General features: G+C 65.8%; 23 protein-coding genes, 1 tRNA gene and 1 riboswitch. Of the genes, 4 read left to right on the forward strand and 20 right to left on the reverse strand.

Going from position 1 to position 24,538, the window contains the following annotated elements:
• The first annotated feature begins 48 nt into the window (after nucleotides 1-48).
• From L1080_RS11995 to L1080_RS12005, 3 genes are all read left to right on the forward strand, one after another.
• Complete coding sequence (locus L1080_RS11995) at nucleotides 49-2,232, forward strand: malate synthase G (RefSeq protein WP_250768525.1); 2,184 nt, start codon at nucleotides 49-51, stop codon at nucleotides 2,230-2,232.
• A 130-nt stretch (nucleotides 2,233-2,362) separates the two neighbouring features.
• Nucleotides 2,363-4,150 carry a substrate-binding domain-containing protein gene (locus L1080_RS12000; protein WP_250768527.1) on the forward strand — a complete coding sequence of 596 codons (1,788 nt, stop codon included), beginning with the start codon at nucleotides 2,363-2,365 and terminating at the stop codon, nucleotides 4,148-4,150.
• Nucleotides 4,151-4,369: 219 nt separating this feature from the next.
• Nucleotides 4,370-5,527, forward strand: a complete 1,158-nt coding sequence (locus L1080_RS12005; RefSeq protein ID WP_250768529.1) for a metallophosphoesterase — start codon at nucleotides 4,370-4,372, stop codon at nucleotides 5,525-5,527.
• Nucleotides 5,528-5,570: 43 nt separating this feature from the next.
• Here the strand turns inward: L1080_RS12005 and gcvP are convergent, their stop codons facing one another.
• From gcvP to L1080_RS12070, 13 genes are all read right to left on the reverse strand, one after another.
• Nucleotides 5,571-8,423, reverse strand: coding sequence for an aminomethyl-transferring glycine dehydrogenase (gene gcvP, locus L1080_RS12010; protein ID WP_250768531.1), 2,853 nt, complete (start codon nucleotides 8,421-8,423; stop codon nucleotides 5,571-5,573).
• A gap of 174 nt (nucleotides 8,424-8,597) precedes the next feature.
• Nucleotides 8,598-8,719: riboswitch (glycine riboswitch) on the reverse strand.
• Between the two features lie 110 nt (nucleotides 8,720-8,829).
• A complete protein-coding gene (locus L1080_RS12015; protein ID WP_109329483.1) occupies nucleotides 8,830-9,450 on the reverse strand; it encodes a MerR family transcriptional regulator in 621 nt (206 codons plus the stop codon).
• A gap of 271 nt (nucleotides 9,451-9,721) precedes the next feature.
• On the reverse strand, nucleotides 9,722-10,195 hold the full coding sequence (locus L1080_RS12020; protein WP_109335061.1) for a bifunctional nuclease family protein: 474 nt from the start codon (nucleotides 10,193-10,195) through the stop codon (nucleotides 9,722-9,724).
• Nucleotides 10,196-10,342: 147 nt separating this feature from the next.
• On the reverse strand, nucleotides 10,343-11,083 hold the full coding sequence (ftsR, locus tag L1080_RS12025; protein ID WP_159921951.1) for a transcriptional regulator FtsR: 741 nt from the start codon (nucleotides 11,081-11,083) through the stop codon (nucleotides 10,343-10,345).
• A complete protein-coding gene (gene garA, locus L1080_RS12030; RefSeq protein ID WP_109335060.1) occupies nucleotides 11,080-11,580 on the reverse strand; it encodes a glycogen accumulation regulator GarA in 501 nt (166 codons plus the stop codon). The genes ftsR and garA overlap by 4 nt, the downstream gene beginning before the upstream one ends.
• Nucleotides 11,581-11,894: 314 nt before the next feature.
• Nucleotides 11,895-12,299, reverse strand: a complete 405-nt coding sequence (gcvH, locus tag L1080_RS12035) for a glycine cleavage system protein GcvH (RefSeq protein WP_109329480.1) — start codon at nucleotides 12,297-12,299, stop codon at nucleotides 11,895-11,897.
• A 42-nt stretch (nucleotides 12,300-12,341) separates the two neighbouring features.
• On the reverse strand, nucleotides 12,342-13,085 hold the full coding sequence (locus tag L1080_RS12040; protein WP_159921947.1) for a DUF881 domain-containing protein: 744 nt from the start codon (nucleotides 13,083-13,085) through the stop codon (nucleotides 12,342-12,344).
• A gap of 7 nt (nucleotides 13,086-13,092) precedes the next feature.
• On the reverse strand, nucleotides 13,093-13,455 hold the full coding sequence (locus L1080_RS12045; protein ID WP_159921945.1) for a small basic family protein: 363 nt from the start codon (nucleotides 13,453-13,455) through the stop codon (nucleotides 13,093-13,095).
• A gap of 92 nt (nucleotides 13,456-13,547) precedes the next feature.
• Nucleotides 13,548-14,411, reverse strand: coding sequence for a DUF881 domain-containing protein (locus L1080_RS12050; RefSeq protein ID WP_250768533.1), 864 nt, complete (start codon nucleotides 14,409-14,411; stop codon nucleotides 13,548-13,550).
• Nucleotides 14,411-15,034, reverse strand: coding sequence for a CDP-alcohol phosphatidyltransferase family protein (locus tag L1080_RS12055; protein ID WP_159921941.1), 624 nt, complete (start codon nucleotides 15,032-15,034; stop codon nucleotides 14,411-14,413). Before L1080_RS12055 ends, L1080_RS12050 begins: the two co-directional genes overlap by 1 nt.
• Nucleotides 15,035-15,179: 145 nt before the next feature.
• Entirely contained in the window at nucleotides 15,180-16,214 is a 1,035-nt protein-coding gene (locus tag L1080_RS12060; protein ID WP_250768535.1) for an SMP-30/gluconolactonase/LRE family protein, read from the reverse strand.
• A 40-nt stretch (nucleotides 16,215-16,254) separates the two neighbouring features.
• Nucleotides 16,255-16,872, reverse strand: coding sequence for an NUDIX hydrolase (locus L1080_RS12065; protein ID WP_159921937.1), 618 nt, complete (start codon nucleotides 16,870-16,872; stop codon nucleotides 16,255-16,257).
• Between the two features lie 85 nt (nucleotides 16,873-16,957).
• A complete protein-coding gene (locus L1080_RS12070) occupies nucleotides 16,958-17,398 on the reverse strand; it encodes an SRPBCC family protein (protein ID WP_159921935.1) in 441 nt (146 codons plus the stop codon).
• Nucleotides 17,399-17,548: 150 nt separating this feature from the next.
• Here L1080_RS12070 and L1080_RS12075 point away from each other — a divergent pair, with 150 nt between their 5' ends.
• Nucleotides 17,549-18,313, forward strand: coding sequence for a L,D-transpeptidase (locus tag L1080_RS12075; protein WP_250768537.1), 765 nt, complete (start codon nucleotides 17,549-17,551; stop codon nucleotides 18,311-18,313).
• 139 nt (nucleotides 18,314-18,452) lie between these two features.
• Here the strand turns inward: L1080_RS12075 and L1080_RS12080 are convergent.
• The 7 genes from L1080_RS12080 to L1080_RS12110 form a co-directional block, all read right to left on the reverse strand.
• A tRNA-Pro gene (locus tag L1080_RS12080) sits at nucleotides 18,453-18,526 on the reverse strand.
• 85 nt (nucleotides 18,527-18,611) lie between these two features.
• Nucleotides 18,612-20,039, reverse strand: a complete 1,428-nt coding sequence (gene der / locus L1080_RS12085; RefSeq protein WP_109329462.1) for a ribosome biogenesis GTPase Der — start codon at nucleotides 20,037-20,039, stop codon at nucleotides 18,612-18,614.
• Nucleotides 20,036-20,725, reverse strand: coding sequence for a (d)CMP kinase (gene cmk, locus L1080_RS12090; RefSeq protein WP_159921931.1), 690 nt, complete (start codon nucleotides 20,723-20,725; stop codon nucleotides 20,036-20,038). Before cmk ends, der begins: the two co-directional genes overlap by 4 nt.
• Nucleotides 20,722-21,843: a pseudouridine synthase gene (locus tag L1080_RS12095; protein WP_250768539.1), complete on the reverse strand. Its 1,122-nt coding sequence runs from the start codon at nucleotides 21,841-21,843 to the stop codon at nucleotides 20,722-20,724. The genes cmk and L1080_RS12095 overlap by 4 nt, the downstream gene beginning before the upstream one ends.
• An 18-nt stretch (nucleotides 21,844-21,861) precedes the next feature.
• A complete protein-coding gene (gene scpB, locus L1080_RS12100) occupies nucleotides 21,862-22,635 on the reverse strand; it encodes an SMC-Scp complex subunit ScpB (protein ID WP_250768542.1) in 774 nt (257 codons plus the stop codon).
• Entirely contained in the window at nucleotides 22,632-23,513 is an 882-nt protein-coding gene (locus L1080_RS12105; protein WP_159921925.1) for a segregation and condensation protein A, read from the reverse strand. The genes scpB and L1080_RS12105 overlap by 4 nt, the downstream gene beginning before the upstream one ends.
• Nucleotides 23,514-24,413, reverse strand: a complete 900-nt coding sequence (locus L1080_RS12110; RefSeq protein ID WP_236603454.1) for a ParA family protein — start codon at nucleotides 24,411-24,413, stop codon at nucleotides 23,514-23,516. It abuts the gene before it with no gap.
• Between the last annotated feature and the right edge of the window lie 125 nt (nucleotides 24,414-24,538).

Here is a 24,538-nt window from a genome sequence, read left to right on the forward strand (position 1 = left end):
TTCATGGCACCCGTCCGGTGCTCCGATAGCGGAAGAGTGAGGCTATTCATGACTGAGCGTGTTCAGGTCGGCGGTCTTCAGGTCGCCAAGGTTCTCTACGACTTCGTCGGGAATGAAGCTCTTCCCGGAACCGGAGTCGATGTCGACGCCTTCTGGGCCGGCGCCGACAAGGTTGTTCACGACCTCGCCCCGAAGAACCGGGACCTCCTCGCGAAGCGTGACGAACTGCAGTCCCGCATCGACGGATGGCACCGTGACCGCGCCGGCAAGCCCATCGACACGGCGGAGTACAAGGCATTCCTCGAGGAGATCGGCTACCTGGTTCCCGCTCCGGAACCGTTCGAGGTCTCGACCGCGAACGTCGACACCGAGATCACGTCGACGGCCGGCCCGCAGCTGGTCGTGCCCATTCTGAACGCACGGTTCGCACTCAACGCCTCGAACGCGCGGTGGGGATCGCTGTACGACGCCCTCTACGGCACCAACGCCATCTCCGAGGAAGGCGGCGCGGAGAAGGGCAGCGGGTACAACAAGGTCCGTGGCGACAAGGTTATTGCGTGGGCTCGCCAGTTCCTCGACACCGCGGCACCCCTGTCGTCCGGGTCGCACGCCGACTCCACCCGGTACTTCGTCGACGGGGCGAAGCTGAAGGTCGAACTCGACGGCGGCAACATCACGACTCTCGCGCAGCCGGAGAAGTTCGTCGGCTACCTCGGTGAGAAGGACTCCCCCACGAGCGTTCTGCTCCGCAACAACGGATTGCACGCCGAGATCCAGATCGACGCCGAGTCCCCGATCGGCAAGACCGACGCCGCCGGTGTCAAGGACGTCGTCCTCGAGTCCGCGGTCACCACGATCATGGACTTCGAAGACTCGGTTGCCGCGGTCGACGCGGACGACAAGGTGATCGGTTACCGGAACTGGCTCGGCCTCAACCGCGGCGACCTGGTCGAGGAGATCGCCAAGGGCGGAAAGTCCTTCACGCGCAAGCTCAACGCCGACCGCACCTACACCGCACCCGACGGCAAAGAACTCTCGCTGCACGGACGGTCACTGCTGTTCGTGCGCAACGTCGGTCACTTGATGACCAACCCGGCAGTGCTCGACTCGGACGGCAACGAAGTGCCCGAGGGCATCCTCGACGCCCTTGTCACCAGCCTCTGCGCGGTCCACGGACTGTCCATCAGCGAGGCCAACGGCCCCCTCGACAACAGCCGGACCGGTTCCATCTACATCGTCAAGCCCAAGCAGCACGGTCCCGAGGAAGTCGCGTTCACCACCGAACTCTTCAGCCGTGTCGAGGAAGTCCTCGGGCTGCCCGCCAACACCCTCAAGGTGGGGATCATGGACGAGGAGCGCCGCACCACGGTCAACCTGGCCGCCTGCATCAAGGAGGCGTCGGAGCGGGTGGTGTTCATCAACACCGGATTCCTCGACCGCACCGGCGACGAAATTCACACGTCGATGGAGGCCGGACCGATGGTCCGCAAGGCCGAGATGAAGAAGCAGAAGTGGATCGCTGCCTACGAGGACTGGAACGTCGACACCGGTCTGGCTGCCGGACTGCAGGGTAAGGCCCAGATCGGCAAGGGCATGTGGGCCATGACCGAATTGATGGCCGAGATGCTCGAGCAGAAGATCGGTCACCCACGGGCCGGCGCGAACACCGCGTGGGTTCCGTCCCCCACCGGCGCCACCCTGCACGCCACCCATTACCACCAGGTCGACGTTTTCGCTGTTCAGGACGAACTGAAGGGCAAGCCCCGGGCCACCCTCGACGACATCCTGACCATTCCTCTCGCCCCGAGCACCGACTGGTCCGAGGCAGAGAAGAAGGAGGAACTGGACAACAACTGCCAGTCCATCCTCGGTTACGTCGTCCGCTGGATCACCGCCGGCGTCGGCTGCTCGAAGGTGCCCGACATCCACGACGTCGCCTTGATGGAGGACCGTGCCACGCTGCGGATCTCCAGCCAGCTCCTCGCGAACTGGCTGCGCCACGACATCGTCACGGAGGACGACGTGGTCGCCAGCCTCGAGCGGATGGCACCGGTGGTCGACCGCCAGAACGAGGCTGATGTGACGTACCGCCCGATGGCGCCGAACTTCGATGACAGCATCGCATTCCAGGCGGCGAAGGAACTGATCCTCGAAGGCGGCAAGCAGCCCAGCGGTTACACGGAACCGATCCTGCATCGCCGTCGTCGCGAGTACAAGGCCGCCAACGCCTGAGTACTGCGCACGGTCAGCGGCCCTCGTCATCATCTGGTGGCGGGGGCCGCTTTTCCGGCTTCCGCTCCGCGCTTCACTACACTGCGGAAGTCGACTTCGATCGACTCGACCGACAGGAGCAGGTAACCACGTGGGAAATCATCGCGGTGGAAAGGGCGCCAGGGGTATCAGTAAGGGACCCCTGATCGCGCTCGGCCTCGTCGTGGTGATCGTCGTTGGGGTGTTCGGTTGGTTCCAGCTGGCCGACCGAATCGAAGATCAGGGTGCCGCAGCGGCCGGCGCGTGTGTCGAGGGTGACAGTGTGCTCACTGTCGCAGCCGACCCGGACATCGCCGCAGATATCCGGACTCTCGCGGACCGCTTCACCGCTACCTCCCCCGTCATCCGTGATCACTGCATCTCCGTCACCGTCACGCCGGTCGACTCCGGCGAGGTGCGCGATGCCCTGATCGCAGGCCCGGACGGCGCGTGGGACGACAAGCTTCTCGGCCCGCGTCCTGCATTGTGGATTCCGTCCAGTTCACAATGGGTCCGTCAGGTGCCGCCCGCCGTCGTCAACGGCGAGGCTCGCCCCCTTGCCGCGAGCCCCGTGGTGCTCGCCGTGAGGTCCGAGTTCGAGAACGCCCTGACCACCGCTGCGGTCGAGTGGAAAGATCTGCCGTCGCTGCAGACAGGGCGAGGGTCATTGGCGACCCTTGGGCTCTCCGAGTGGGGAAGCCTGGGATTGGCGCTACCCGTCGGATCCGGCTCCGGCAGTACAGAATTGGCGGTCGAAGCCGTCGCCGCCTCCGTTGCCGGCGATTCTGCCGGCCCGGTCACGGCCGAGCAGGCCGGATCGACCCAGGTCACCTCCGCGCTCACCGGGCTGGCGCTCGGGTATCAAGCACTGCCCGGCGCGAAGCCGGCGACGACGCGCGAGGCCCTCACCCTCCTCGCCGACGCGGACGACCCGTCCATGGAGGGCATTCACGCGGTACCGGTCACCGAACAGCAGGTCTACCGGGCGCTGCGCGAGGCCCCTGGCTCAGATGTCACCACTTTCGTGCCGAAGGGCGCGACCCCGGTAGCGGATCATCCGGCGGCCATCTTGTCGGGGCCCGCTGTCGACGAGACGCAGAGCCGGGCCGCTGCCCAGTTCACGGAGTTTCTTCGCGAGCCGGAGCAGGGTCAGGTGCTCGCTGATGCGGGCTTCAGGGTGGAGGGACTTGGCAGGCCGGATGACACAGCCTTGACGTTCCCCGGCTTCCCCACCACGCTGTTGCCCGCCGATTCCGCGGCCGCCGAAGCGATGATGGGGGTCATCCGCAATCCCGTGACCGAACGGACGTCGACAATTCTGCTCGACGTCTCCAGTTCGATGGGTGCCGGCGAGGGAGCCACCTCACGCTTGACGAATACGACTGCTGCACTGGCGGCCCAGGTCAGCCGCTCGCCGGACGCCTCGAGCCTGGGGTTGTGGGAATACAGCACCAACCTCGACGGAACCCGCCCCTACACGACGGTGGTTGCCACCGGCCCGCTCTCGGCCGGTGGTTTCATTGAGGGAAGCCGCAGGCAAGCCCTGGGTGCCCGGCTGGCGAAGGCCGTCCCGGCCGCAGGCACGGCCACCTACGCCTCGCTCGAGGCGGCGTACAAGAGCGCGGTCGCCGGATACACCCCGGGACGCACGAACTCGGTGCTGCTCCTGACCGACGGCGCTAACGACGACGGTTCGCTCACGCGCGCCGATCTCCTGGCGTCCCTCGCAGCCGCGGGCGATCCGTCGAAGCCTGTTCGCATCGACGTCGTGACCATCGGGCAGAACTCTGATCTCAATACCCTTCAGGCCGTCGCCGATCGCACCGGCGGGTCGCTCGAGAAGGTCCCGTCCTCCGACGGACCCGCTTTGGCCACAGCCATCGGCAAGTTGTTGTCTTGACCCTTTCCGCGCCGGAAGTCGGGCATCGGCGCTCGACCGCACTAGCACGAGCGCAGCTGCGTGCCGTCGGCCCGGAACATCACCTTGCAAGGACCCCGCTGACGTCGTCGACGGGTGCGACGACACCGTGACAGAAAGCACCGCCATGTATCCGCAGATTCGACTCCCTCACCCGCTCGTACCCGTGTCACAGCGGGCCGCTTCCCCCGCGGTAGTCCGATGACAAGGGTCGTTGTCTTCGGCGTCGTCCTCGCCCTGCTCACCTGGTGGCTTCACCGGCGGCTCGTGCGGGCCACGGGCCTGACCCGGCCGTGGTCCGTCGTCGTCGATGTCGTCCTCGTCGTGCTGTGGGTTCTTGCCGTGATCGGCGCCGGCAGCGGTGAGGTATTCGACACCGGATGGGCGCGACCTCCCGGTTTCGTGGGGTGGGCGTGGCTCGGAGCACTGCTGTATCTGGTGCTGGGCCTGCTCCTGGTGGCGATCGGTTCGCTGGTCGTTCGCGTTGTCGCGCGGTTGCGCCACAGGGGCGAGAGTGCCGATCAGGTCGACCTGTCCCGGCGCCGCACCCTGCGCCTCGCGACGTCGATTGTCGCGGTCGGCGCCGTCGTGGCCGCCGGATACGGGGTCGCCGAGGCCGCCCGCCCGAAGGTGGTACGCGTCCGTGTCCCGCTACGGCGCCTTCCTCCCGAGTTCGACGGTGTGCGCGTCGCCCTCGTGTCCGATCTCCACGTGGGTCCGGCACGAGGAGTGGGCTTCACCCGCGAGGTCGTGGATGTGATCAACGCGCAGGAACCCGACCTGGTGGCGATTGTGGGAGACCTGGTGGACGGAACGGTGTCCAAGGTCGCGCCCGACCTCGAACCCCTCGCGGATCTTCGCGCACCGATGGGGATTTTCGGTGTCAGCGGAAACCACGAGTTCTACGCCGACGACGGCGGCCGCTGGCTGGATGTCTGGGACCGTCTCGGCATCGCCACCCTCCGGAACCAACGGGTGGCTCTCCGCCGCGGCGAAGCAACGATCGACATCGCAGGCATTCACGATTACTCGTCGCCGGCGCCCTACGAGCCCGACCTGTCTGCAGCCCTCGCGGGACGTGACCCGTCGACGTTCGTGATGTTGCTCGCCCACGAACCGCGGCAGGCGCTGGAGGCGTCGGATCTGGGCGTGGACCTGCAGCTATCGGGGCATACGCACGGCGGGCAGATGTGGCCGCTCCGCTATCTCGTGCCGCTGCAGCAACCTTCGGTGACCGGTCTGGATCGGATCGGGAACACGGTTCTCTACACCACGCGCGGAGTCGGCGCCTGGGGCCCGCCGGTACGCGTCGCCGCACCGCCGGAGATCACGATCCTCGAACTGGTGCGCGCCGACTGACCCGGTCCGGGCCCGCCCCGGGTGAGCAGGGCGGGCCCAGCCGTCAGGCCCCTTCGAATGCCGAGATCGGCGGGCAGGAGCATACGAGATTGCGGTCACCGTGCGCTCCGTCGATGCGACGCACGGCAGGCCACACCTTCGGCCGAGCCTTGCCTCGGGGGAAGACAGCGACCTCTCGCGAGTACGGGTGGTTCCACTCGGCAACGAGGCAGCCCGCCGTGTGCGGGGCTCCGCGCAGCGGATTGTCGTCGACCGGCCACTCGCCTGCCCCTACCCTGTCGATTTCGGCACGGATCGCGATCATCGCCTCACAGAAGGCGTCGATCTCCTCGAGATTCTCACTCTCGGTGGGCTCGACCATCAGCGTCCCGGCTACCGGGAAGCTCATCGTCGGGGCGTGGAAACCGTAGTCAGCGAGACGCTTTGCCACATCGTCCACAGTGACACCGGTGTCCTTGGTGATCGGACGCAGGTCGAGAATGCATTCGTGGGCCACCATTCCACCCTCGCCCGTGTAGAGGACGGGAAAGTACTCGTCGAGGCGGCGTGCGATGTAGTTGGCCGAGGCGATGGCCGTCAGGCTGGCCCGGCGCAGTCCAACCGCGCCCATCATCCGAATGTAGGCCCAGGTGATGGGCAGGATGGAGGCGCTTCCATAGGGTGCCGCAGAAATCGGTCCGGCAGTGCCGAGTTCCGGCGCCAGCGGGTGCCCGGGCAGGAACGGCGTCAGGTGGGAGCGCACGCCGATGGGTCCGACACCGGGGCCACCGCCGCCATGCGGGATGCAGAACGTCTTGTGCAGGTTCAGGTGACTGACGTCGCCGCCGAACCGACCGGGTCGGGCCAGCCCGACGAGGGCGTTGAGGTTGGCGCCGTCCACGTAGACCTGACCCCCGGCGTCGTGGACGGCCGCGCAGATGTCGGCGATCTCGTGCTCATACACGCCATGGGTGGACGGGTAGGTGATCATGATCGCCGCGAGGCGCTCGGCATGGTCGGCGATTTTCGCCCGCAGGTCGTCGAGGTCGACGTCACCGTTGGGTCGGCAGGCCACCACTTCCACGCGCATACCGGCCATGACGGCGGACGCCGCGTTGGTGCCGTGGGCGCTCGAGGGAATCAAGCAGGTGTCGCGGTGGTCGTCGCCGCGGCTCAGGTGATAGTTGCGGATCGCCAGAAGTCCCGCGTACTCGCCCTGACTGCCGGCATTCGGCTGCAGGCTGACCGCGTCGTAACCGGTCACGTCCACCAGCCAGTTCTCGAGGTCCTCGATGATGCGGAGAATCCCCGGCGCGTCGCCGGTGGGTGCGAACGGGTGTAGTCGGGCGAACGCCGGCCAGGTGATTGCTTCCATTTCGGCGGTCGCGTTGAGCTTCATGGTGCACGAACCCAACGGGATCATGCTGCGGTCGAGTGCGATGTCCTTGTCCGATAACGCTCGCAGATACCGCAGCATCCCGGTTTCGGTGCGATACCGCGTGAAGGCCTCGTGCTGGAGATAGTCGGAGCCGCGGCGCTGAGGGTGGGGCACCGCGGTGCCCGGTTCGACGCCGACCGCACCGGCACCGCCGAATGCCGCGAGAACGCTCTCGAGGTGTGCTGGGGTCGTCGCTTCGTCACAGGCGATGCCGACGTGATCGGCATCGACGAAGCGGAGGTTGATTCCCGACTCCTTGGCTTTCGCCACGACTGCCGACGCCTGCCCCTCGACGCGAACGAGGACGGTGTCGAAGAAGTGCTCGTGCACCACGGTCACCCCAGCCTTGCGGAGGGCGGCGGCGAGCGAGTGCGCAGCATTCGCGACACGCTCCGCGATCGCCTTCAGGCCTTCCGCACCGTGATAACTCGCGTACATGGCCGCGAGGACGGCAAGCAACACCTGGGCGGTGCAGATGTTCGACGTAGCCTTCTCCCGGCGAATGTGCTGCTCACGGGTCTGCAAAGCCAGTCGATACGCCTTGTCACCATCGGCGTCCACGGACACGCCGACGAGGCGGCCGGGTAGCTGGCGGGCATGCTTGGTGTGCACGGCAAGGTACCCGGCGTGCGGACCGCCGAACCCCATCGGGACACCGAACCGCTGAGTGGTGCCGAAGCAGGCGTCCGCGCCGATGTCGCCGGGCGGCGTGATCAGGGTGAGGGCCAGGAGGTCGGCGCCGAGCGCGACGAGGGCGCCGCGCTCGTGAGCCTCGGCGATGACGTCGGTGTAGTCGACGATGCGGCCGGACGCGCCCGGCAGTTGAGCGAGGACACCGAAGAAGTCACCATCGGGCAGCCCGGCGGACAGATCAGCGACGACGATGTCGATACCGAGAGGCTCGGCCCGGGTCTCGACCACGGCGAGGGTCTGCGGGTACAGATCGGCATCCACCACGAACCGCGGCGACTTGGACTTGTTCGCGCGCCGCAGGAGTGTCATGGCCTCAGCGGCTGCGGTCGCCTCGTCGAGCATTGACGAATTCGCGACCTCCATACCGGTGAGATCGGCCACCATCGTCTGAAAGTTCAGAAGGGCCTCGAGACGCCCTTGGCTGATCTCCGGCTGGTACGGGGTGTAGGCGGTATACCACGCAGGATTCTCGATGATGTTCCGGAGCAGAACCGGAGGCGTAAGGGTGTCGTAGTACCCGAGTCCGATCATCGTGGTCGCCACGGTGTTCTGGGCGGCGAGTGCAGAAAGCTCGGCGAGAGCCTCGTGCTCGGACACCGGGGCAGGCAGAGCGTCGAGCCCGTCGGCCACACCATTCGTGACGCCGTCGAGAATGGCGGCCGGGACCGCCTTCGACGCCAGGTCGTCCAGGGATCCGGCACCCACGACGTCGAGGATGTGCGCGAGTTCCGCCGCGTTCGGGCCGACATGGCGGTCAGCGAATGTACGGCTTCCAGCGTCGATCACGACAACTCCCAAGCAGTTCGGAGGACTAGGACCCGCCCCGCGCAGCGGTGCGTCCCTCCCCCTCTGTCGCCTGCTCGCGTTCGAGCGCCTGAGAGATTCGGTACCGGCGTCCAGGTGTGGACGGGCCCTTTCCCCGTGGGCGGGTGGGTGCTCCCACCGCTTTCCAGAGACGTCGGAGCCCGCACGGTCCTGTGTGCCTGAGAGATTGACGGGGAGGTGCTGCTCCTTCGGCGCCCGGGTCCTCCACACACGATTTTCTGTGCATGCAGTGCCCGGAACTCTCCCGCACGGCGTCGACGCACCGACAGTCTATGTCACCCGCGACCATTTCACGCACGCCCATGTCACGCATTTCTGCGGTGGAATCGACCGGGCGTCACCCGGCGCTTGTCTGCCCGACGAGAACTTAGCCCGTCTTACGGCTTGCGCGAGTCTTCCGCCGGGACGCGAGTTCGTCTTCGGGACTCTGCTCGAGCGCGCCACCATCGGCACGCTCCGCCGGGAAGTCCGCGATGGTGCCGGTCAGCTCACGCATGGCACCGCTCACGGCGATACCGAACACGCCCTGGCCACCCTGCAGTAAGTCGACAACCTCTTCGGCGGACGTGCACTCGTAGACAGTGGTGCCGTCGGAGAAGAGTGTGATCTTGGCCAAGTCGCGCACCCCACGCTTACGCAGATGGTCGACGGCCACACGAATGTTCTGCAAGGATATGCCGGTATCGAGCAGGCGCTTGACGATCTTGAGAACGAGGATGTCTTTGAACGAGTACAGGCGCTGGCTCCCCGAGCCGGCCGCCCCACGGATGGACGGCACCACCAGTGACGTCCGCGCCCAGTAGTCGAGCTGCCGGTAGGTGATTCCGGCGATCTGGCAGGCGATGGGGACGCGGTATCCGACGAGGTCGTCAGGCACGGAATCGTCGGGGAAGAGGCCCGGCTGGATCTCTTCGGAGCTGAACTCTGGCTCGGCAACGTTGTCGCCGGGCGCAAGATTCAGCGGATTCTCCTGCGGCCGATCTCCCACTGACTACTCCCTCTCGCATGTTGCACTGAACCCGACGATCAGTGCGCCTGTGACACGCGTCGCCAGTAGCCGCGGCGCATGCACCACAGCACTCGGGCGGCGTAGTCGCCACCAGTGACACCGAGCACATCCATACCCTGAACCTACTCAGCGTACGCCCGATCGAATCTGCAAGGCAGAAAATCACTGCACCGAACGCTATGACTCCGAGCAGTCAGGGTCAACGCAACGCGCCGGAAGAACCTCAACCGTTACTGGGCGAAGAGGAGCCCTAGCCGTCGGTGGCCTTGAAGTCGTCCGGCGAGACGGATTCGAGAAACTCTTTGAACTTCTCGACCTCGTCTTCACGCTCGTCCGGCATGACGAGTCCCGCCTCCGACAAAACCGACTCTTCGGCGAAAATGGGGACTCCGATACGCAACGCGATGGCGATCGAGTCGGAAGGCCGAGCGGAGACCCGCGTGTTCTGATCGAACACGAGATCGGCGTAGAACGTGCCTTCGCGGAGTTCGACGATGCGCACTTCTTTGAGGGTGCGGCCGAGGGCCTCGATCAAATTCTTGATCAGATCATGTGTGAGAGGCCGGGCAGGCTCGACACCCTGTTGTTCGAGTGCGATTGCGGTGGCCTCGGTCTGCCCGATCCAAATAGGGAGGTACCGGTCGCCGTCAGTTTCGCGCAGCAGCAGAACAGGCTGGCTCTGAGGCTGCTCGACACGAACTCCGATCACGTGCATTTCGCTCATCGCGTCTGCCTCCACCCTGCAATGGTCCGTACGCGGCACACCGTGCCTACCAGGATTCTATTCGATTCGTGTCCGCTGTCGACCGTACAGCCGTTCGAGCGCAGCGTCGTTGAGAAGTTCCCCGTCAGAGGCGTGCCTGGCAACAACTCACCGGTCCAGGGCACCGCGCACAGCGGACTTCACCAGACACGTATGCAGAGTCAGCGACAACGCCGCCAGTTCCCGGACCATTTCCTCGGCGCGGTCACGGGCACCCGCGTCACGTCCCTTGGCCACCGGCCCGGCTATCTGGGCCACCAGCCCTGCCTCACGGTCGGCGGCGAGCTTGAATGCCCGCAGGTGCCGCACTTCGAGGCCGAACTCGGACATCGCCCGCGCCGTGCGTGCAAGCGTCACGGCATCCTCGTCGAAGAAGCCGGCCGGGCCGGGCACGACGAGACCTCCTCGGGTGAGTTCCACGAGGAATTTCTCGTCGATGCCTGCCCGGGAAATCAGGTCGTCGCGGCTGATCCGGACTTCCCGATCGGTGAGGAACTCCTCGGGTGACACCTCACCCGGAGCGACAGTGAGGGCCCGCGGCCGGCGCGGCGACGAGTCGCCGGCACCGACCGTGGCCACACCTCTGTCGATGGCCTCGAGCTGCTCTTTGATGACCTTCAGCGGCAGATACTGGTCTCGCTGCGCAGTGAGGACGTAGCGCAGACGTTCGCAGTCGGCGATCGAGAAGCGCCGATAACCCGACGGAGTCCGCTGGGGGCTGATGAGACCCTCGGCTTCGAGGAATCGGATCTTCGAGATCGTCACATCAGGGAAATCGGGCCGCAGTCGATCCAGCACCGAGCCGATCGACATTCCCGATTGCGCCTGCTGCTGCCGCACCGCGGTCATTGGCTACCCGCACCAGCTGACGTCTCACCGATCTGCGAGCCACCCGCGGTGGTACGCGGACCCGTCAGGAACACCAGACGGAACTTCCCGATCTGGACCTCGTCACCGTTGGCCAGCACCGCGGAGTCGACCGGTTCCCGGTTGACGTACGTGCCGTTGAGGCTTCCTACGTCGACGACCTGGAATTCGTCGTCCTCCTGGCGGAACTCCGCATGACGACGGCTGACCGTCACGTCGTCGAGGAAGATGTCGCTGTCGGGATGGCGCCCCGCAGAGGTCGTCGGCTGGTCGAGCAGGAAGCGTGAACCCGCGTTGGGTCCGCGCTTGACGACGAGCAGAGCGGAACCTGCTGGCAGTCCCTCCACACCCGACACCGGAGCCTCCGGCGCCTGGGTTGCCGAGGAGGTGTCGAGCTCGTTGAGGAAGTCCGCGCGGAAGACCGACGTCGTTTCCGCCGGGGACTCCCCATAAACCGCGTCATTGCCGTTCTCGCTCACCGTTTCTCCTCCTAGTTCGATCATCCAGCAAGATTCGCTGGACTACGCAATGCCACTCGGTTCTACATAATTCGATATTTGTGCACATTATCTTCCGTGCACTGCCACAACCACAGTCAAACTACGGACCTGCGCCCCGACACGGCACATGCGTTCACCTCGACCGTACCCTGCGCGCGCCGGTGCGTGTAGTAAGACAGGCCGCCAGCACATTACGAACCGGTAATACGCCGCCGGATCGACCCGTCGTGACCGAGACGGGGGCCGCCGGGTTCCCGGAGGCGGCGGAACACCGCTTCCTCAGCCCGCCGAGATCAGCCTGCGGTGATGTCGGCATAGGCTGCCGCATCCAACATCTCCGCGAGGGCGGCGTCGAGCGTCGCCTCGTCGTCGACCCCGAGATCGACGAGCCAGCCCTGCGCGTACGGCGCCGAGTTCACGAGTTCCGGGTTGCCGTCCAGATCAGCATTTGCGGCAACGACTTTCGCCGTGAGGGGCGCGAAGATGTCGGACACACTCTTGGTGGATTCCACTTCGCCGAGCGATTCGCCCGCAGTCACCTCGTCGTCGACAGCGGGCAGCTGGACGAACACCACGTCACCGAGCTGGGACTGCGCGAAATCGGTGATGCCGATCCGCACCGTCGTGGCTCCGGTCCGCTCGACCCACTCGTGTTCGGCTGTGTACCGACGATCGGCGGGAATTTCGAGCTCACTCACAGTGGCGTCCTTTCGATGGCAATCCGCGGGCGGATGCGAAGATCAATTTCCGGGCTGAGCGTATTGGCGAGGTTTCGACTCCCGCAAGGCGGAGATCGTGACCTGCTGTGATTGTTCGATCTCGAGCTGTCCACCGCTGCGCGCGACGGTGTCGACCACCCCGCCGGGAATGTTGAGAGCGGCCGCGAGGGTGGGCGGATCCCCGATCGCGACAACGCTGTACGGCGCGGTCACGCGCTGACCGTCCACCGACAGATCGCCTGCAGACCCCGATACCCAGGAGTCGACGCCGATCCGGATGGGAGCACCCTGCGCGCCTTGCAGTGAGATGGCCTCGGCACCCGCCGCCCGCAACTCCTGCACGAGGTCGAGGAGCACTTCGGAGCCCACCCCTTTCCCTGGGTCGGTGATGCTCATCGTCACCCCGGGCCCCGTGGCCGGTGCGCTCCCCACTTGGATCGACAACGCGGTCAGGCGTGCGCGTGCCTCGTCGAGGGCGGCACCCGAGCTACCACTTCGTCGTAAAGTGTCCAGCGTCTGCTCGAGGGTAGCGATCTCCTGCCGCAGGGCCGCCTCCCGCTGGTTCAGCGTATCGAGCACGACCAGGAGGTCCGCCGGACTCGCGGAGTCGAGCGTGTCACCGGAGCCGGTGTTCTTCACCTGAGTCACGATCGCGATTCCCAGGCCACCGAGAAGAAGTGCGGCCAGCACGGCGAAGACGACATGAGACCGGCGCGACGCCGATTCGTCCTGGTGGAGTTCGTGTCTGCCCTCGTGACCGCTCATTGCCCGATCACGCTCCGAAGAGGCGACGGCGGAGAGCCGCCGCGTTGCCGAAGATCCGGATACCGAGGACCACGACGATCGCGGTCGATAACTGGGTGCCCACTCCCAGTTGATCCCCCAGCCACACGATCAGCGCGGCCACCAGAACGTTGAACACGAACGAGACGACGAACACCTTCGAATCGAAGATCTCGTCCAGGTAGGCACGCAGTCCGCCGAACACGGCGTCGAGCGCCGCCACCACAGCGATCGGCAGGTAGGGCTGCACGGCATCGGGCACCTGAGGGCTGAACACCACTCCGAGCACGATGCCCACCACCAGCGCGAGGACGCCGTACACCGCCGATCCACCCTTGAGCACTGCCTTCATCCGAGCACTGCCTTCATCCGAGCACTGCCTTCATCCGAGCGCCGCCTCCATGTCACTAGCCCTCTCATCGAGTTCCTCGTCACTCCGCCGTCTCATCGAGTTCCTGCCACCTGCGCCGAGCGCACCTCGCGAGCCGGGGCCGCGGGAAGGTCGAGTTCGTCTGCTTCGGCCACCGAGAAGCCGATGCCGTACAGCTGAGCAATACTCGACATCCGCAAATACGCATCGCTCACCACGAATCCCGTCTGCATCGGCCTCTGCGGTCCGATCGCAGACACCACGTATGGCGAGAACACGGGCTGATTGTCTACGAGCATCGCGCCGCCCGCCTGCCGGATCGTCACGGTAGGACCGATCCGTACATCACCGACCGCCACGGCCTCGGCTCCGGTGGCCCACAACGAGTTGACGACTGATTGGAGGTCGCGGTCGAGCACCACAGCCTTTCCGCCCACCGAGCGCTGCGACGAGTCGGACAGGTTGGGCCGAGCCGCGGGATCGGTCAGTGTCACGGTGAGTCCTGGACCGCGGACGGCCTCGACCGCGGCGTCACCCTCGAGGGCGCGCAGCTCCGTGAGGACGGCGGATCCACGGGCATCACCCGCCAAGGCTGCGGCGCGGGCGTCGTCCGTGTGCACGGACAGGCCGTCGCGGGTGTCCTCGAGACTCCCGACGCGGGCTTCGGCGTCGTGTACCTTGCCGAGCAGTTCTGCCCGGACCTGTTCGGTACCCGGCAGGCGTTCGGTGGCCTGGCGGTACGCCACCGCGAGCACTAGGCCGATCAGCAGCGCACCGAGCGAAATCCATACCCGGTTCCCCCACCGGGTCTGCCGCGCATGGCCGTGTTCGCGATCCTCGGCGGCGCCCTCGTAGCCGGGGTCCAAGTGATCGTTCATCAGGGACCGGAGAAGGGACGGCACCGGATTTCGGCGGACGCCGGTGTCGATCCGTTTCATCAGCGGACCTCGCGGTCGTCGCCACCCGGGGCTCGCACGGGAACGGTACGTGCGACGACGAATGCGTTGGCGATGTACAGCAGACCGGTCCAGAGGTACAACGCTGTGCCCCAGATGAGGAGAGCGGCACCCGCAGGCTGCGCGACCGGGGCGAAATCCCAGTCGACGTGCGCGGCGAGGATCATCGGCAGCGCGAACATGAGCAGGAAGGTTGCACCCTTACCCAGATAGATCACGTCCGGTGGGGGCAGTCCGCGGCGCCGGTAGATGAGCAGGGTCAGTGCCAGAACGGCGTCACGCCCGATGAGGATGGCGGCCACCCACCAGGGAATGAACCCGCGCACCACGAAAGTCACCAAGGTGGTCACGACGTAGAGGCGGTCGACGAAGGGGTCGAGGAGCGCACCCAGCTTCGAGGACTGGTTCAGTACCCGCGCCAGCTTGCCGTCGAGCCAGTCGGTGAATCCACTGATCATGAGGATGGCCAGCGCCCACCCGTCGGCGTGGGTGACGAGCAAGAGATAGACGAACAGCGGCACGCCGATCAAGCGGATGACACTGAGGACGTTGGGCACGGTCACGATGCGGTCCGACCGCACGATGTCCCGGTCCACCGAATCCACCACAGTCTCCCCAGCCCTCGATTGCGAAGTGTCGCGCGCTGCTCCTCGCAACGCTCTCGCCACTCTTCCACAACGGGTCCGGGCTTCAGGCGACCGTGGGCCACCTCAGCCACGTGTCACTCGTCGATATGCGAACCGAGTCCGATCATCGCGGCGCTCGGACTCGGGCAACACAGTCCGCGGTCAGACTTCCCAGATACAGCCACCCCTCATGCTCCCGGACACCGGTGACGGGTGAGTAGCTTCCTTTACCACCGCGCAGGCTGTGCACGATCGTCCCGTTCGAGTCGAGGGCGATCACCCAGCCGGCACGCTGCGGGGCGGGCTGCACCGCTTCGGGCAGATTTGCTGCCAGAATCCGTAACGTCGGATACGGCGCGAGCATGTCGAGCACTCTCATGCGCGGACTGTAGAGCGCCACCCAGAACAGACCGGCCGACGTGTGCGACGTCATGTTGTCGGGAATGCCGGGGAGGTTCTCCGCCCATACCGACACGCTTCCCCGAGACGGGCCCGTGAGGTCGACGCGAGAAATTCGATAGGCCCCGGTCTCGGCGACCAGGACGAAGGATTCATCTGCCGCCAATCCGACGCCGTTGGCGAACTGCAACCCCTCTGCGAGGAGATCGGTCTCCCCCGTCTTCGGGTCCAACCGAAGCAGTCGGCCGGTCCCCCGGTGCTCGAGAAGATCGTACCGATGATCATCGATGGTGAAGCGGGCCGACGAGTCGGTGAAATACACGATCCCGTCACGGCCGACGGCAGAGTTGTTGCACGCCAGGATCGGTCGCCCCACAGCGGATTCGGCCAGCACCTCGACGTGCCCACTGTCATCTACCCGCAGGACCCCGCGCGCGGCATCACACACGAGAAATCGGCCGTCGTCCAGCACCTCGATCCCGAGGGGGCGCCCGCCGGTGTCGGCGATCGGGATCGCCTTCCCGTGGATATCGAACCGCCAGATCCGACCGTCGTTGCCCCCGGTGATCACCCGTCCCTCGGCATCGACGGCGACGTCTTCCGGGCCTTCACCGGACGGCAGCTGCCATCGCTCGGCATCGTCGAGCACTCGGTTGGGCGCGAGAAGACCTGTGGGAGTGGGCGGTGCGGGAGCATGCCAGACGACAGGGTCGACGCCGGTGCGGTCGAGTTTGCGAGCCACGGACTCGAAGATGGTCACAGGGTATGACCCTAGTCGCGGCAACCCCACCGTGATTCGGCTAACGCCAAGCGAAGACCGGTTGGTCGAACCCGTCGATGCGGGTGTGGCGGCCGTGGAGCGCGACTTCCCGGAATTGGTACACCACGGCGCCGGTCGGCGCGTGTACCAGGTGGCGCCGGAACGGCCATTGGATCACCGGCTTCGACGATTCGGGGATGTCGACGAACCGCGGCTCGGTGTCGATTTCGGAGAGTCCCACCGCGAAGACTTCCGCCACCTCCTCGAGATGGGGAACGAGAGTAGTGATCGATCGATCCGACCACACGACGAACGGTGTGATGACGTAGCCGGAGCGGGTGACGTAGTCGTCGAGGCGGCCGAGAACCGCGGACGGCTCCACATCGAGACCGAGCTCTTCGTGCAATTCACGGCGCGCCGCGTCCGCCCCGGTCTCCCCCGCATCCACGCCGCCCCCGGGCAATGCGAATTGGCCCGGGTGCGCTCGCATCTTGGTCGGGCGCATGGTGAGTGGAATGGCCTGCCCACCCGATCCGTCGCTCATCACGGCGATCACGACTGCCGCCGATCGACGATTGGTCGGATCGACTATCCGCGGTTCGAAGTGTGCGAGCGCGTCGGCGAGGTGGTTTCTGTCGAGGACGGGCGCATCAACCATCACCCGACACTATCCGCCCCTGCGCGTGATTTCCTGCCGTTTGAATCTCTCGGTACGTCACGCTGTCGGCCGGCACACAGGAGAATCATTTCTCCGCGGCCGCCTTGATTCGCCGAGCGAAGTTCGGCGCGTCCTTGCGTGCAGCGCGGAGCGCGAGAGGAGCGATCAGCTTGCCGATTCCGTGGCCTTCCAGCTCGTTGTAGATGGTGACTTTCGTGGCGGCTCCGGCCGGCTCGAGGTCGTAGCCGCCTTCCTTCGCCGTCACGATGTTCTTGGATCGTTCGGTCCACCGGATCTTTCTCGGTGCCTCGAATTCGGTCAGCTCGAATTCCCGTGTGGTGGTCATTCCGGCATCTTTCACGGTGCTGACGAACACCGTCCCGACTCCGGGTGGTCCGTCGGTGGACTTCGTGATCTTCTGCACACGGGGACTGAAATCCGGGTCGTTGACGCCTGCCGCGAGATAGGCGAACACGTACTCGATGGGGCGGTCGATCACCACGGTGCCTTCGAATCGTCCGGACATGTGCGCCTCCGCTTCGCTGACATCCCGGAACTGACGCTACTCGCGGGACCGTCGAGCAGTCATGAAGTCGTGACATCTCCTCGGTTCCGTTCCCGGACGACGCTGTGTTTCACTGAAATGAGCTCACAGTGATGCGAAGGGCTGACGGCCATGCGTAGAGCGCAGCAGCACGGTGCACGCCTGTTTCTCGTGGCGGTTCTCGCCATCCTGGCCTTGTGCGGGGTGAGTGCCACCGGCACCGCTGTACCGTCGGCCGTCGTTGCGAAAGTCGTCGCTCCGGCCATCGCACCCTCGAGCGGTGAGGTCGTCGGCGTCGCGCATCCGATCATCATCCGGTTCCGATCGCCCGTCGCCGACCGGGCGAGCGCCGAACGCTCCGTCGCGATCTCCCCGTCGACGCCTGTGACCGGACACTATTCGTGGATCGATGACAGCGAACTGCGGTGGAGCCCGGACGCTTTCTGGCCGGCGCACACCGCGGTCACCGTCGAATTCGCGGGATCGAAGACCCAGTTCCAGGTCGGCGACGCGCTGGTCGCCGTAGCGAACACTACGACACACCAGTTCACCGTGAGCATCAACGACCGCGTAGTGCACACCATGCCGGCGTCGTTTGGTAAACCCGGCTACGAAACGCCGCTGGGCACGTTCCCCGTCCTCGAGAAGTTCCGCGACATGGTGATGGACTCGTCGACGTACGGCGTCCCGATCGACTCCCCGGAGGGGTACCGGCTTTACGTGGAGTACGCCACCCGCATCACCTGGGGCGGGATCTTCATCCACGGCGCGCCCTGGTCGGTCGCCTCGCAGGGGCGCGAGAACGTCAGTCACGGCTGTATCAATCTCAGCATCGAGAATGCGCGATGGTTCTACGACCACGCCAAGATCGGTGACCCCGTCATCGTCACGAACTGACGCCAGAACAGCGCGGATGCGTCACCGTCCGCGCTCCCTCGGCCATTGCCTTCCCGGTGTCCGCGAGTCTCGCGCGAGGGAGCAAGGCCAGAAACGACAATGACCTGGCGGACATGTTCGTCCACCAGGTCATGTGCGGTCGGGCTGACAGGATTTGAACCTGCGACCACTTGACCCCCAGTCAAGTGCGCTACCAAGCTGCGCCACAGCCCGTCCACACCCTCGTTCAGGTGCTCGATGAGATTACATCAGTGGCAGTCCTGAACGCTAATCGCCTGGTCAGGGCGATTCTCCCGAGCTACCGTCCGCGTCGGTCCCGCTTCTCCCGGACACGAACCGAGATCCGGACGGGGCTGCCGTCGAAGTTGAACTCCTCACGCAGGCGCCGCTCGAGGAATCGCCGGTACCCGGCCTCGAGGAAACCGGTGGTGAACAGTACGAAGGTCGGCGGCCGCGTTCCGGCCTGGGTGGCGAACATCACCCGTGGGAGACGTCCCCCACGCATCGGCGGCGGAGTGGCAGCCACGACTTCCTTCAGCCAGTTGTTGAGCCGGCCGGTCGGAATGCGCTTGTCCCAGGATTCGAGCGCCGTGTCCAGCGCGGGTACCAACTTCTGTACCGCCCGACCTGTGTGCGCCGAGATGTTGACCCGCTGGGCCCACGGCACCCGGACCAGGTCCCGGTCGACTTCCCGATCGAGCTGAAGGCGGCGATCCTCGTCGACGAGATCCCACTTGTTGAAGGCGATCACGAGCGCGCGACCCGCATCGGCCACCATGCTGAGCACGCGCAGGTCCTGCTCCGAGATCGGCTCTGACGCATCGATGAGCAGAATCGCGACCTCGGCGGCCTCGATGGCACTCTTCGTGCGAAGGGAGGCGTAGAACTCGGCGCCGCTGGCGTGACTGACGCGCTTACGCAAGCCTGCCGTGTCGACGAACCGCCACGGCCGGCCACCGAGCTCGACGATCGAGTCGACCGGGTCGACGGTAGTGCCCGCGACGTTGTGGACGACGGAACGCTCGTCACCCGACAGCTTGTTCAGCAGACTCGACTTGCCGACGTTCGGTTTCCCGACCAGAGCGACACGCCTCGGACCGCCACCCGGGATACCTTCGCGAGGGGTTTCGGGCAGCGCGGCGAGAACCTCGTCCAGGAGGTCGCCGGTACCTCGACCGTGTGTCGCACTCACCGAGTGCGGTTGCCCGAGACCCAGCGACCACAGGGCCGCAACCTCGGATTCGGTGCGCCCGTCGTCAACCTTGTTCGCTACCAGCAAGACTGGAGTTTTGGAGCGGCGCAGGACCTTGGCGACGGCCTCATCGGTGGCGGTAGCGCCGACAACGGCGTCGACCACGAGGAGAATCGCATCCGCGGTCTGCATCGCCAGTTCCGCCTGCCGCGCCACGGACTGCTGGAGACCCTTCGCATCGGGCTCCCAACCACCGGTGTCCTGTACCAGGAATCGGCGACCGCTCCAGTTGGCCTCATAGGAAACGCGGTCGCGGGTGACACCCGGAATGTCCTCGACGACCGCCTCGCGACGACCAATGATGCGGTTGACCAGCGTGGATTTACCCACATTCGGACGGCCTACCACCGCAACGGTGGGTACGGGAATATGGGCTTCGCCGTCGGTTCCGTCCTCCAGATCGACGACTTCCCAGTCGGACTCTTCGCTCCACGTTCCGTCGCCCGCGAATTCAGTTGTGAATTGTTCGGTCACTGCACTGCTCCAGTTCTCTCGCTTACCACCAGCAGCAACCTGCCGATCACGTCGTCGATTCCGAGTTCGCTGGTGTCGACCAGCACAGAATCTTCTGCCGGCCGCAGCGGCGACACGGCGCGTGTGGAGTCGAGGTGGTCGCGACGCTCGACGTCGGCGAGGACCGCGGCGTAATCGTCACCTCGCCCCTCCGCGAGATTCTGCGCGTTCCTGCGCTGAGCGCGGGCGGCCGACGAAGCGGTGAGAAAGATCTTTACGTCGGCGTCGGGCAGGACGACCGTCCCGATGTCCCGCCCTTCCACGACGATCCGGTCCGCCTCCGCTGTCAGACGACGCTGCGCCTCGACGAGGCGAGCGCGAACGGCAGGGACGGCGGAGACGGCAGAGACAGCTTTGGTGACCGCGTCACCTCGAATCTCCTGGGCGACGTCCTCACCGTCGAGCAGAACCTGCTCACGGGTGGGGTCGGTGCCGATCGACCAGGGCAGACCGGCGGTGGCGTCGGCAATCGCGTCGGGATCCCCGAGGTCCACTCCCTTGCGAAGTACATGCAAGGTAGCGATCCGGTACATGGCACCGGTGTCGAGGTAGCGGGCTCCGAGCTCCTGCGCCAGCTGCCGAGACACACTCGACTTGCCGGTTCCGGACGGTCCGTCCATGGCGACGACAAGCGAGGCGGCGCTCACAGACCCACCGCCCCGTACAGGCCGCCGACCTCGCCGCGGCCGAGGACTCGCAGCGTTCCCGGGCGCTGTTCACCCAGGGCCACGGGACCGATGTCCGTCCGGACGAGCCGAATCACCGGGTGCCCGACTGCGTCGAACAGTCGGCGCACGATGTGCTTGCGGCCTTCATGCAGCGTGACCCGAACCAAAGACTTGCCCTCGTTGATGTCGAGGAGGGTGAAGGTGTCGACTTTCGCCGGCCCGTCGTCGAGTTCGACGCCCTCTTTGAGCTTCTTCCCGACACCGCGCTCGAGTGCACCGGACACGGTCGCCAGATAGGTCTTCGACACCTCGAACGACGGGTGCATGAGCCGATGGGCCAGATCGCCGTCGTTGGTCAGCAGCAGCAGACCCTCGGTGTCGGCGTCGAGGCGGCCCACGTGGAACAGCCGCTGACCGGCCGCGACCCTTTCGGAGACGATGTCACCCACGCACGGACGACCGAGGTCGTCGGACATGGTCGACTGCCAGCCGCGAGGCTTGTTCAGCGCGAGATGGACCAGATCCTTCTGGACGACGACGCGTACCCCGTCCACGCGAACGACAGCGTTTTCGGGGTCGATCCGCAATCCCTGCTCGATCACGATGCGACCGTCGACCTCGACCCGCCCCCGGGAGATCAGTTCCTCGGCGGCGCGACGTGACGCGACTCCGGCCTGGGCGAGCACCTTCTGCAGCCGCACACCGTCGCCCTGTGGGGGCCCGACGGGCCTTTCGGCGTCTGCATGCTGGTGCCGGGCGGGCTTGGCATTGCTGACCTTGGGGGCCTGAGTTTGCGCGCGCTGGGGTTTGGCCGATTTCGGCTTGCCTCGCTTGTTCGTGGCGACCGGGGCTTCCGGCCTGCCGGTTCGAGTCTTCGCGGCGTCCGGCCTACCTGAGCGGCCCTTCGCGGCGTCCGGCCGACCTGTTCGGGTCTTCGCGGCGTCCGGCCGACCTGTTCGGGTCTTTGCGGCCTCCGGCCGACCTGGACGCTGGCCGGTGTCCGACCGGCCCGACCTGTGGCCGGTCTCCGTCTTGTCGGTGCGATGCTTGTTGTTGTTGCGATCCGGTGTGCCATCTCGGCGAGCGGGTTTCTTCACTTTTTTCTACGATCCCTGTCAGTCTTCGGTGTCGAGCCCGGTGTCCAACTTGTCCGTGGACGCCGTAGCTTTATTCATTCTCGCAAATCGTGGGTCAGATTCCAGACTGTCGCTGATGTCGTCTATCAGGTCCACGTCCGGCAGCAACGGGGCCAGGGCGGGCAGATCGGCCAGAGAGGCCAAGCCCAGCCGTTCCAGAAAGAGCTCCGTCGTCGAGTACTGCGTGGCGTTGGTATCGGGATCGACCCCGGCTTCGGCGATCAATCCACGAGCGAGAAGCGTGCGCACCACACCATCCACGTTGACGCCGCGCACCGCACTGATCCGTGCGCGGGTCAACGGTTGACGGTATGCCACGACAGCAAGAGTCTCCAAAGCAGCCCTCGTCAGCTTGGAGCGTGCCCCATCCAGCAGCAGGCGCTCCACGTAGGGCGCGTAGACGGTGCGGGTATAGAGACGCCAACCGTCACCGGCATATCGGAGGTCCATGCCACTACTGCGGGCCGTGAGCTCGGCGGACATCCGGTTGAGGGTCTCGGTGATGCGTTTCACAGAAGCCCCGGTCACGGAGGACAGCAGATCGACCCCGGCAGGCGAATCGACGATCAACAGCAGCGACTCCAGAACGGCCTCGAGCTCGGCGTCCGACAGTTCGTCGTCACCGCCGAGCGAAGCCGGCTCATCGACACCGCCGAGCGAAGCCGGCTCGTCGTCACAGCCGAGCGAAGCCGGCTCGTCGTCACCGCCGGAGGCATGGGGCTGGTGGGGCTCGTCGTGCGGGGCCGAGCTCATCCGTAATCCTCCTCGGTCACCGGGAGACGGACGTCGCCCCCGGTCCAGCTCACCAACAATTCACCGAGAGGCTCGGGTTGCTCGAACAGCACCGACTGCTCGCGGTACAGCTCGAGCAGCGCGAGAAATCGTGCCACGATCTCGACTGCTACCTCACATTCCGACACCAGTTCACCGAAGCTCGCCCATTGATTCGCGCCACGTCCGCGAAGCAGTTCCAGTATCCGGGCGGCCTGCTCCGGCACCGACACCGCGTGCATGTCGTGCAGGTGGTCGAGTCCCACGGTCGGAGTCGGGCGTGGGGTGAACACGGTTGCGGCGATCTCGGCGAATCGCTGCGGGTCGACACCGAGCAAAACCTCGGGAAGCAGGCTTGTGAACTGGTCTTCCAGTGCGACCGATCGCGGATATCGCCGAAGGGCCGCCGCTTCGAGTTCGCCGAACAGCTGGGCCGCCTGCTTGTACGCGCGATATTGGAGCAGTCGGGCAAACAGCAGGTCACGGGCCTCCAGCAGGGCCAGATCCTCGGCGTCCTCCACCTGTCCGGCAGGAAGGAGTCGCGCCGCCTTGAGGTCGAGGAGTGTTGCGGCGACCACCAGGAACTCGGTGGTCTGGTCGAGGCCCATCTCCGCACCGAGTTCGCGGGTGTAAACGATGAAGTCGTCGGTCACCTGATGGAGCGCGACTTCCGTTACGTCGAGCTCACGCTGGTTGATGAGCGTGAGCAGCAGGTCGAAGGGTCCCTCGAAGTTCCGCAGGGTCACCCGGAAGCCGGCCTTGACGGCGGAGGCCTGCTGATCGTTCGACTCGGCCGGCACCGATGCCGCGCCGGGATTCTCGGTATGCGATGGAGCCACGACGTCCTGGGTGTTCACCACTTACCGGCCGGAACGGTGGATGACCTCACGGGCCAACGCGCGGTACGCCTCGGCACCGGGCGACTTCGGCGCCCAGGTGGTGATCGGCTCACCGGCCACAGAGGTTTCCGGGAATCGCACGGTCCGGTTGATCACCGTGTCATACACCACCTCGCCGAACACCTCGACCACCCTGGCCATCACCTCGCGGGCGTGGAGCGTGCGGGCGTCGAACATGGTCACCACGATCCCGGCGAGTTCGAGCTTCGGGTTCAGTCGGTCGTGCACCTTTTCGACGGTGTCGTTGAGCAGCGCCAGTCCACGCAGGCTGAAGTATTCGCATTCCATGGGGATGATCACCGAGTCCGCGCAGGCGAGAGCGTTGACGGTGAGCAGGCCGAGGGACGGCTGGCAATCGATGAGGACGTAGTCGTACCGGTCCAGCACGGGATGCAGCACCCGGCCCAGGGTCTGTTCCCGTCCGACCTCGGTGACGAGCTGAATCTCCGCGGCGGAAAGGTCGATGTTGCTCGGTAACAGGTCGAGATTTTCGACGCGTGTCCGCATCAGCACATCGTCGATCGACACGCGGGGTTCGACGAGCAGGTTGTGCACGGTGAGGTCGAGGTCGTGGTGCGCGACCCCCAGGCCGGCAGACAGCGCGCCCTGCGGGTCGAGATCGACGAGCAGGACCCGACGGCCGTACTCGGCGAGGGACGCCCCCAGGTTGATCGTGGACGTCGTCTTCCCGACTCCGCCTTTCTGGTTGCACATCGCGACGATCCTCGCGGGACCGTGGGATGGCAGCGGCGCAGGTTCCGGCACGGCACGGGTCGGTCTCCCGGTGGGGCCGAGCTCACCCGATTCGACGACGGTGTCGTCGAACAGGGCTGCGGGGTCGGTCTGTCGCATGTCGAACATGTCGCCCTCCGATTGCGAGTGCCCTGACTCCGCTGCTGGCGGCTGCGGTGTCATCACGGTCCGATGATCCCCTGTTCTCTCGATGCTCGCTGTCGATCACACATCGTTATACGAACGCTACCGCT

The organism is Rhodococcus sp. MSC1_016 (assembly GCF_023667485.2).
GTDB classification, from domain to species: domain Bacteria; phylum Actinomycetota; class Actinomycetes; order Mycobacteriales; family Mycobacteriaceae; genus Rhodococcus_F; species Rhodococcus_F oxybenzonivorans.

Bases quoted from the DNA above. Each gene is read 5' to 3' on its own strand.
- L1080_RS11995 (WP_250768525.1), top strand. From the start codon at position 49: ATGACTGAGCGTGTTCAGGTCGGCGGTCTTCAGGTCGCCAAGGTTCTC.
- L1080_RS12005 (WP_250768529.1), top strand. From the start codon at position 4,370: ATGACAAGGGTCGTTGTCTTCGGCGTCGTCCTCGCCCTGCTCACCTGG.
- L1080_RS12020 (WP_109335061.1), bottom strand. From the start codon at position 10,195: ATGAGCGAAATGCACGTGATCGGAGTTCGTGTCGAGCAGCCTCAGAGC.
- ftsR (WP_159921951.1), bottom strand. From the start codon at position 11,083: ATGACCGCGGTGCGGCAGCAGCAGGCGCAATCGGGAATGTCGATCGGC.
- L1080_RS12040 (WP_159921947.1), bottom strand. From the start codon at position 13,085: ATGAGCGGTCACGAGGGCAGACACGAACTCCACCAGGACGAATCGGCG.
- L1080_RS12045 (WP_159921945.1), bottom strand. From the start codon at position 13,455: ATGAAGGCAGTGCTCAAGGGTGGATCGGCGGTGTACGGCGTCCTCGCG.
- L1080_RS12050 (WP_250768533.1), bottom strand. From the start codon at position 14,411: ATGAAACGGATCGACACCGGCGTCCGCCGAAATCCGGTGCCGTCCCTT.
- L1080_RS12065 (WP_159921937.1), bottom strand. From the start codon at position 16,872: ATGGTTGATGCGCCCGTCCTCGACAGAAACCACCTCGCCGACGCGCTC.
- L1080_RS12070 (WP_159921935.1), bottom strand. From the start codon at position 17,398: ATGTCCGGACGATTCGAAGGCACCGTGGTGATCGACCGCCCCATCGAG.
- L1080_RS12075 (WP_250768537.1), top strand. From the start codon at position 17,549: ATGCGTAGAGCGCAGCAGCACGGTGCACGCCTGTTTCTCGTGGCGGTT.
- scpB (WP_250768542.1), bottom strand. From the start codon at position 22,635: ATGAGCTCGGCCCCGCACGACGAGCCCCACCAGCCCCATGCCTCCGGC.
- L1080_RS12110 (WP_236603454.1), bottom strand. From the start codon at position 24,413: ATGTTCGACATGCGACAGACCGACCCCGCAGCCCTGTTCGACGACACC.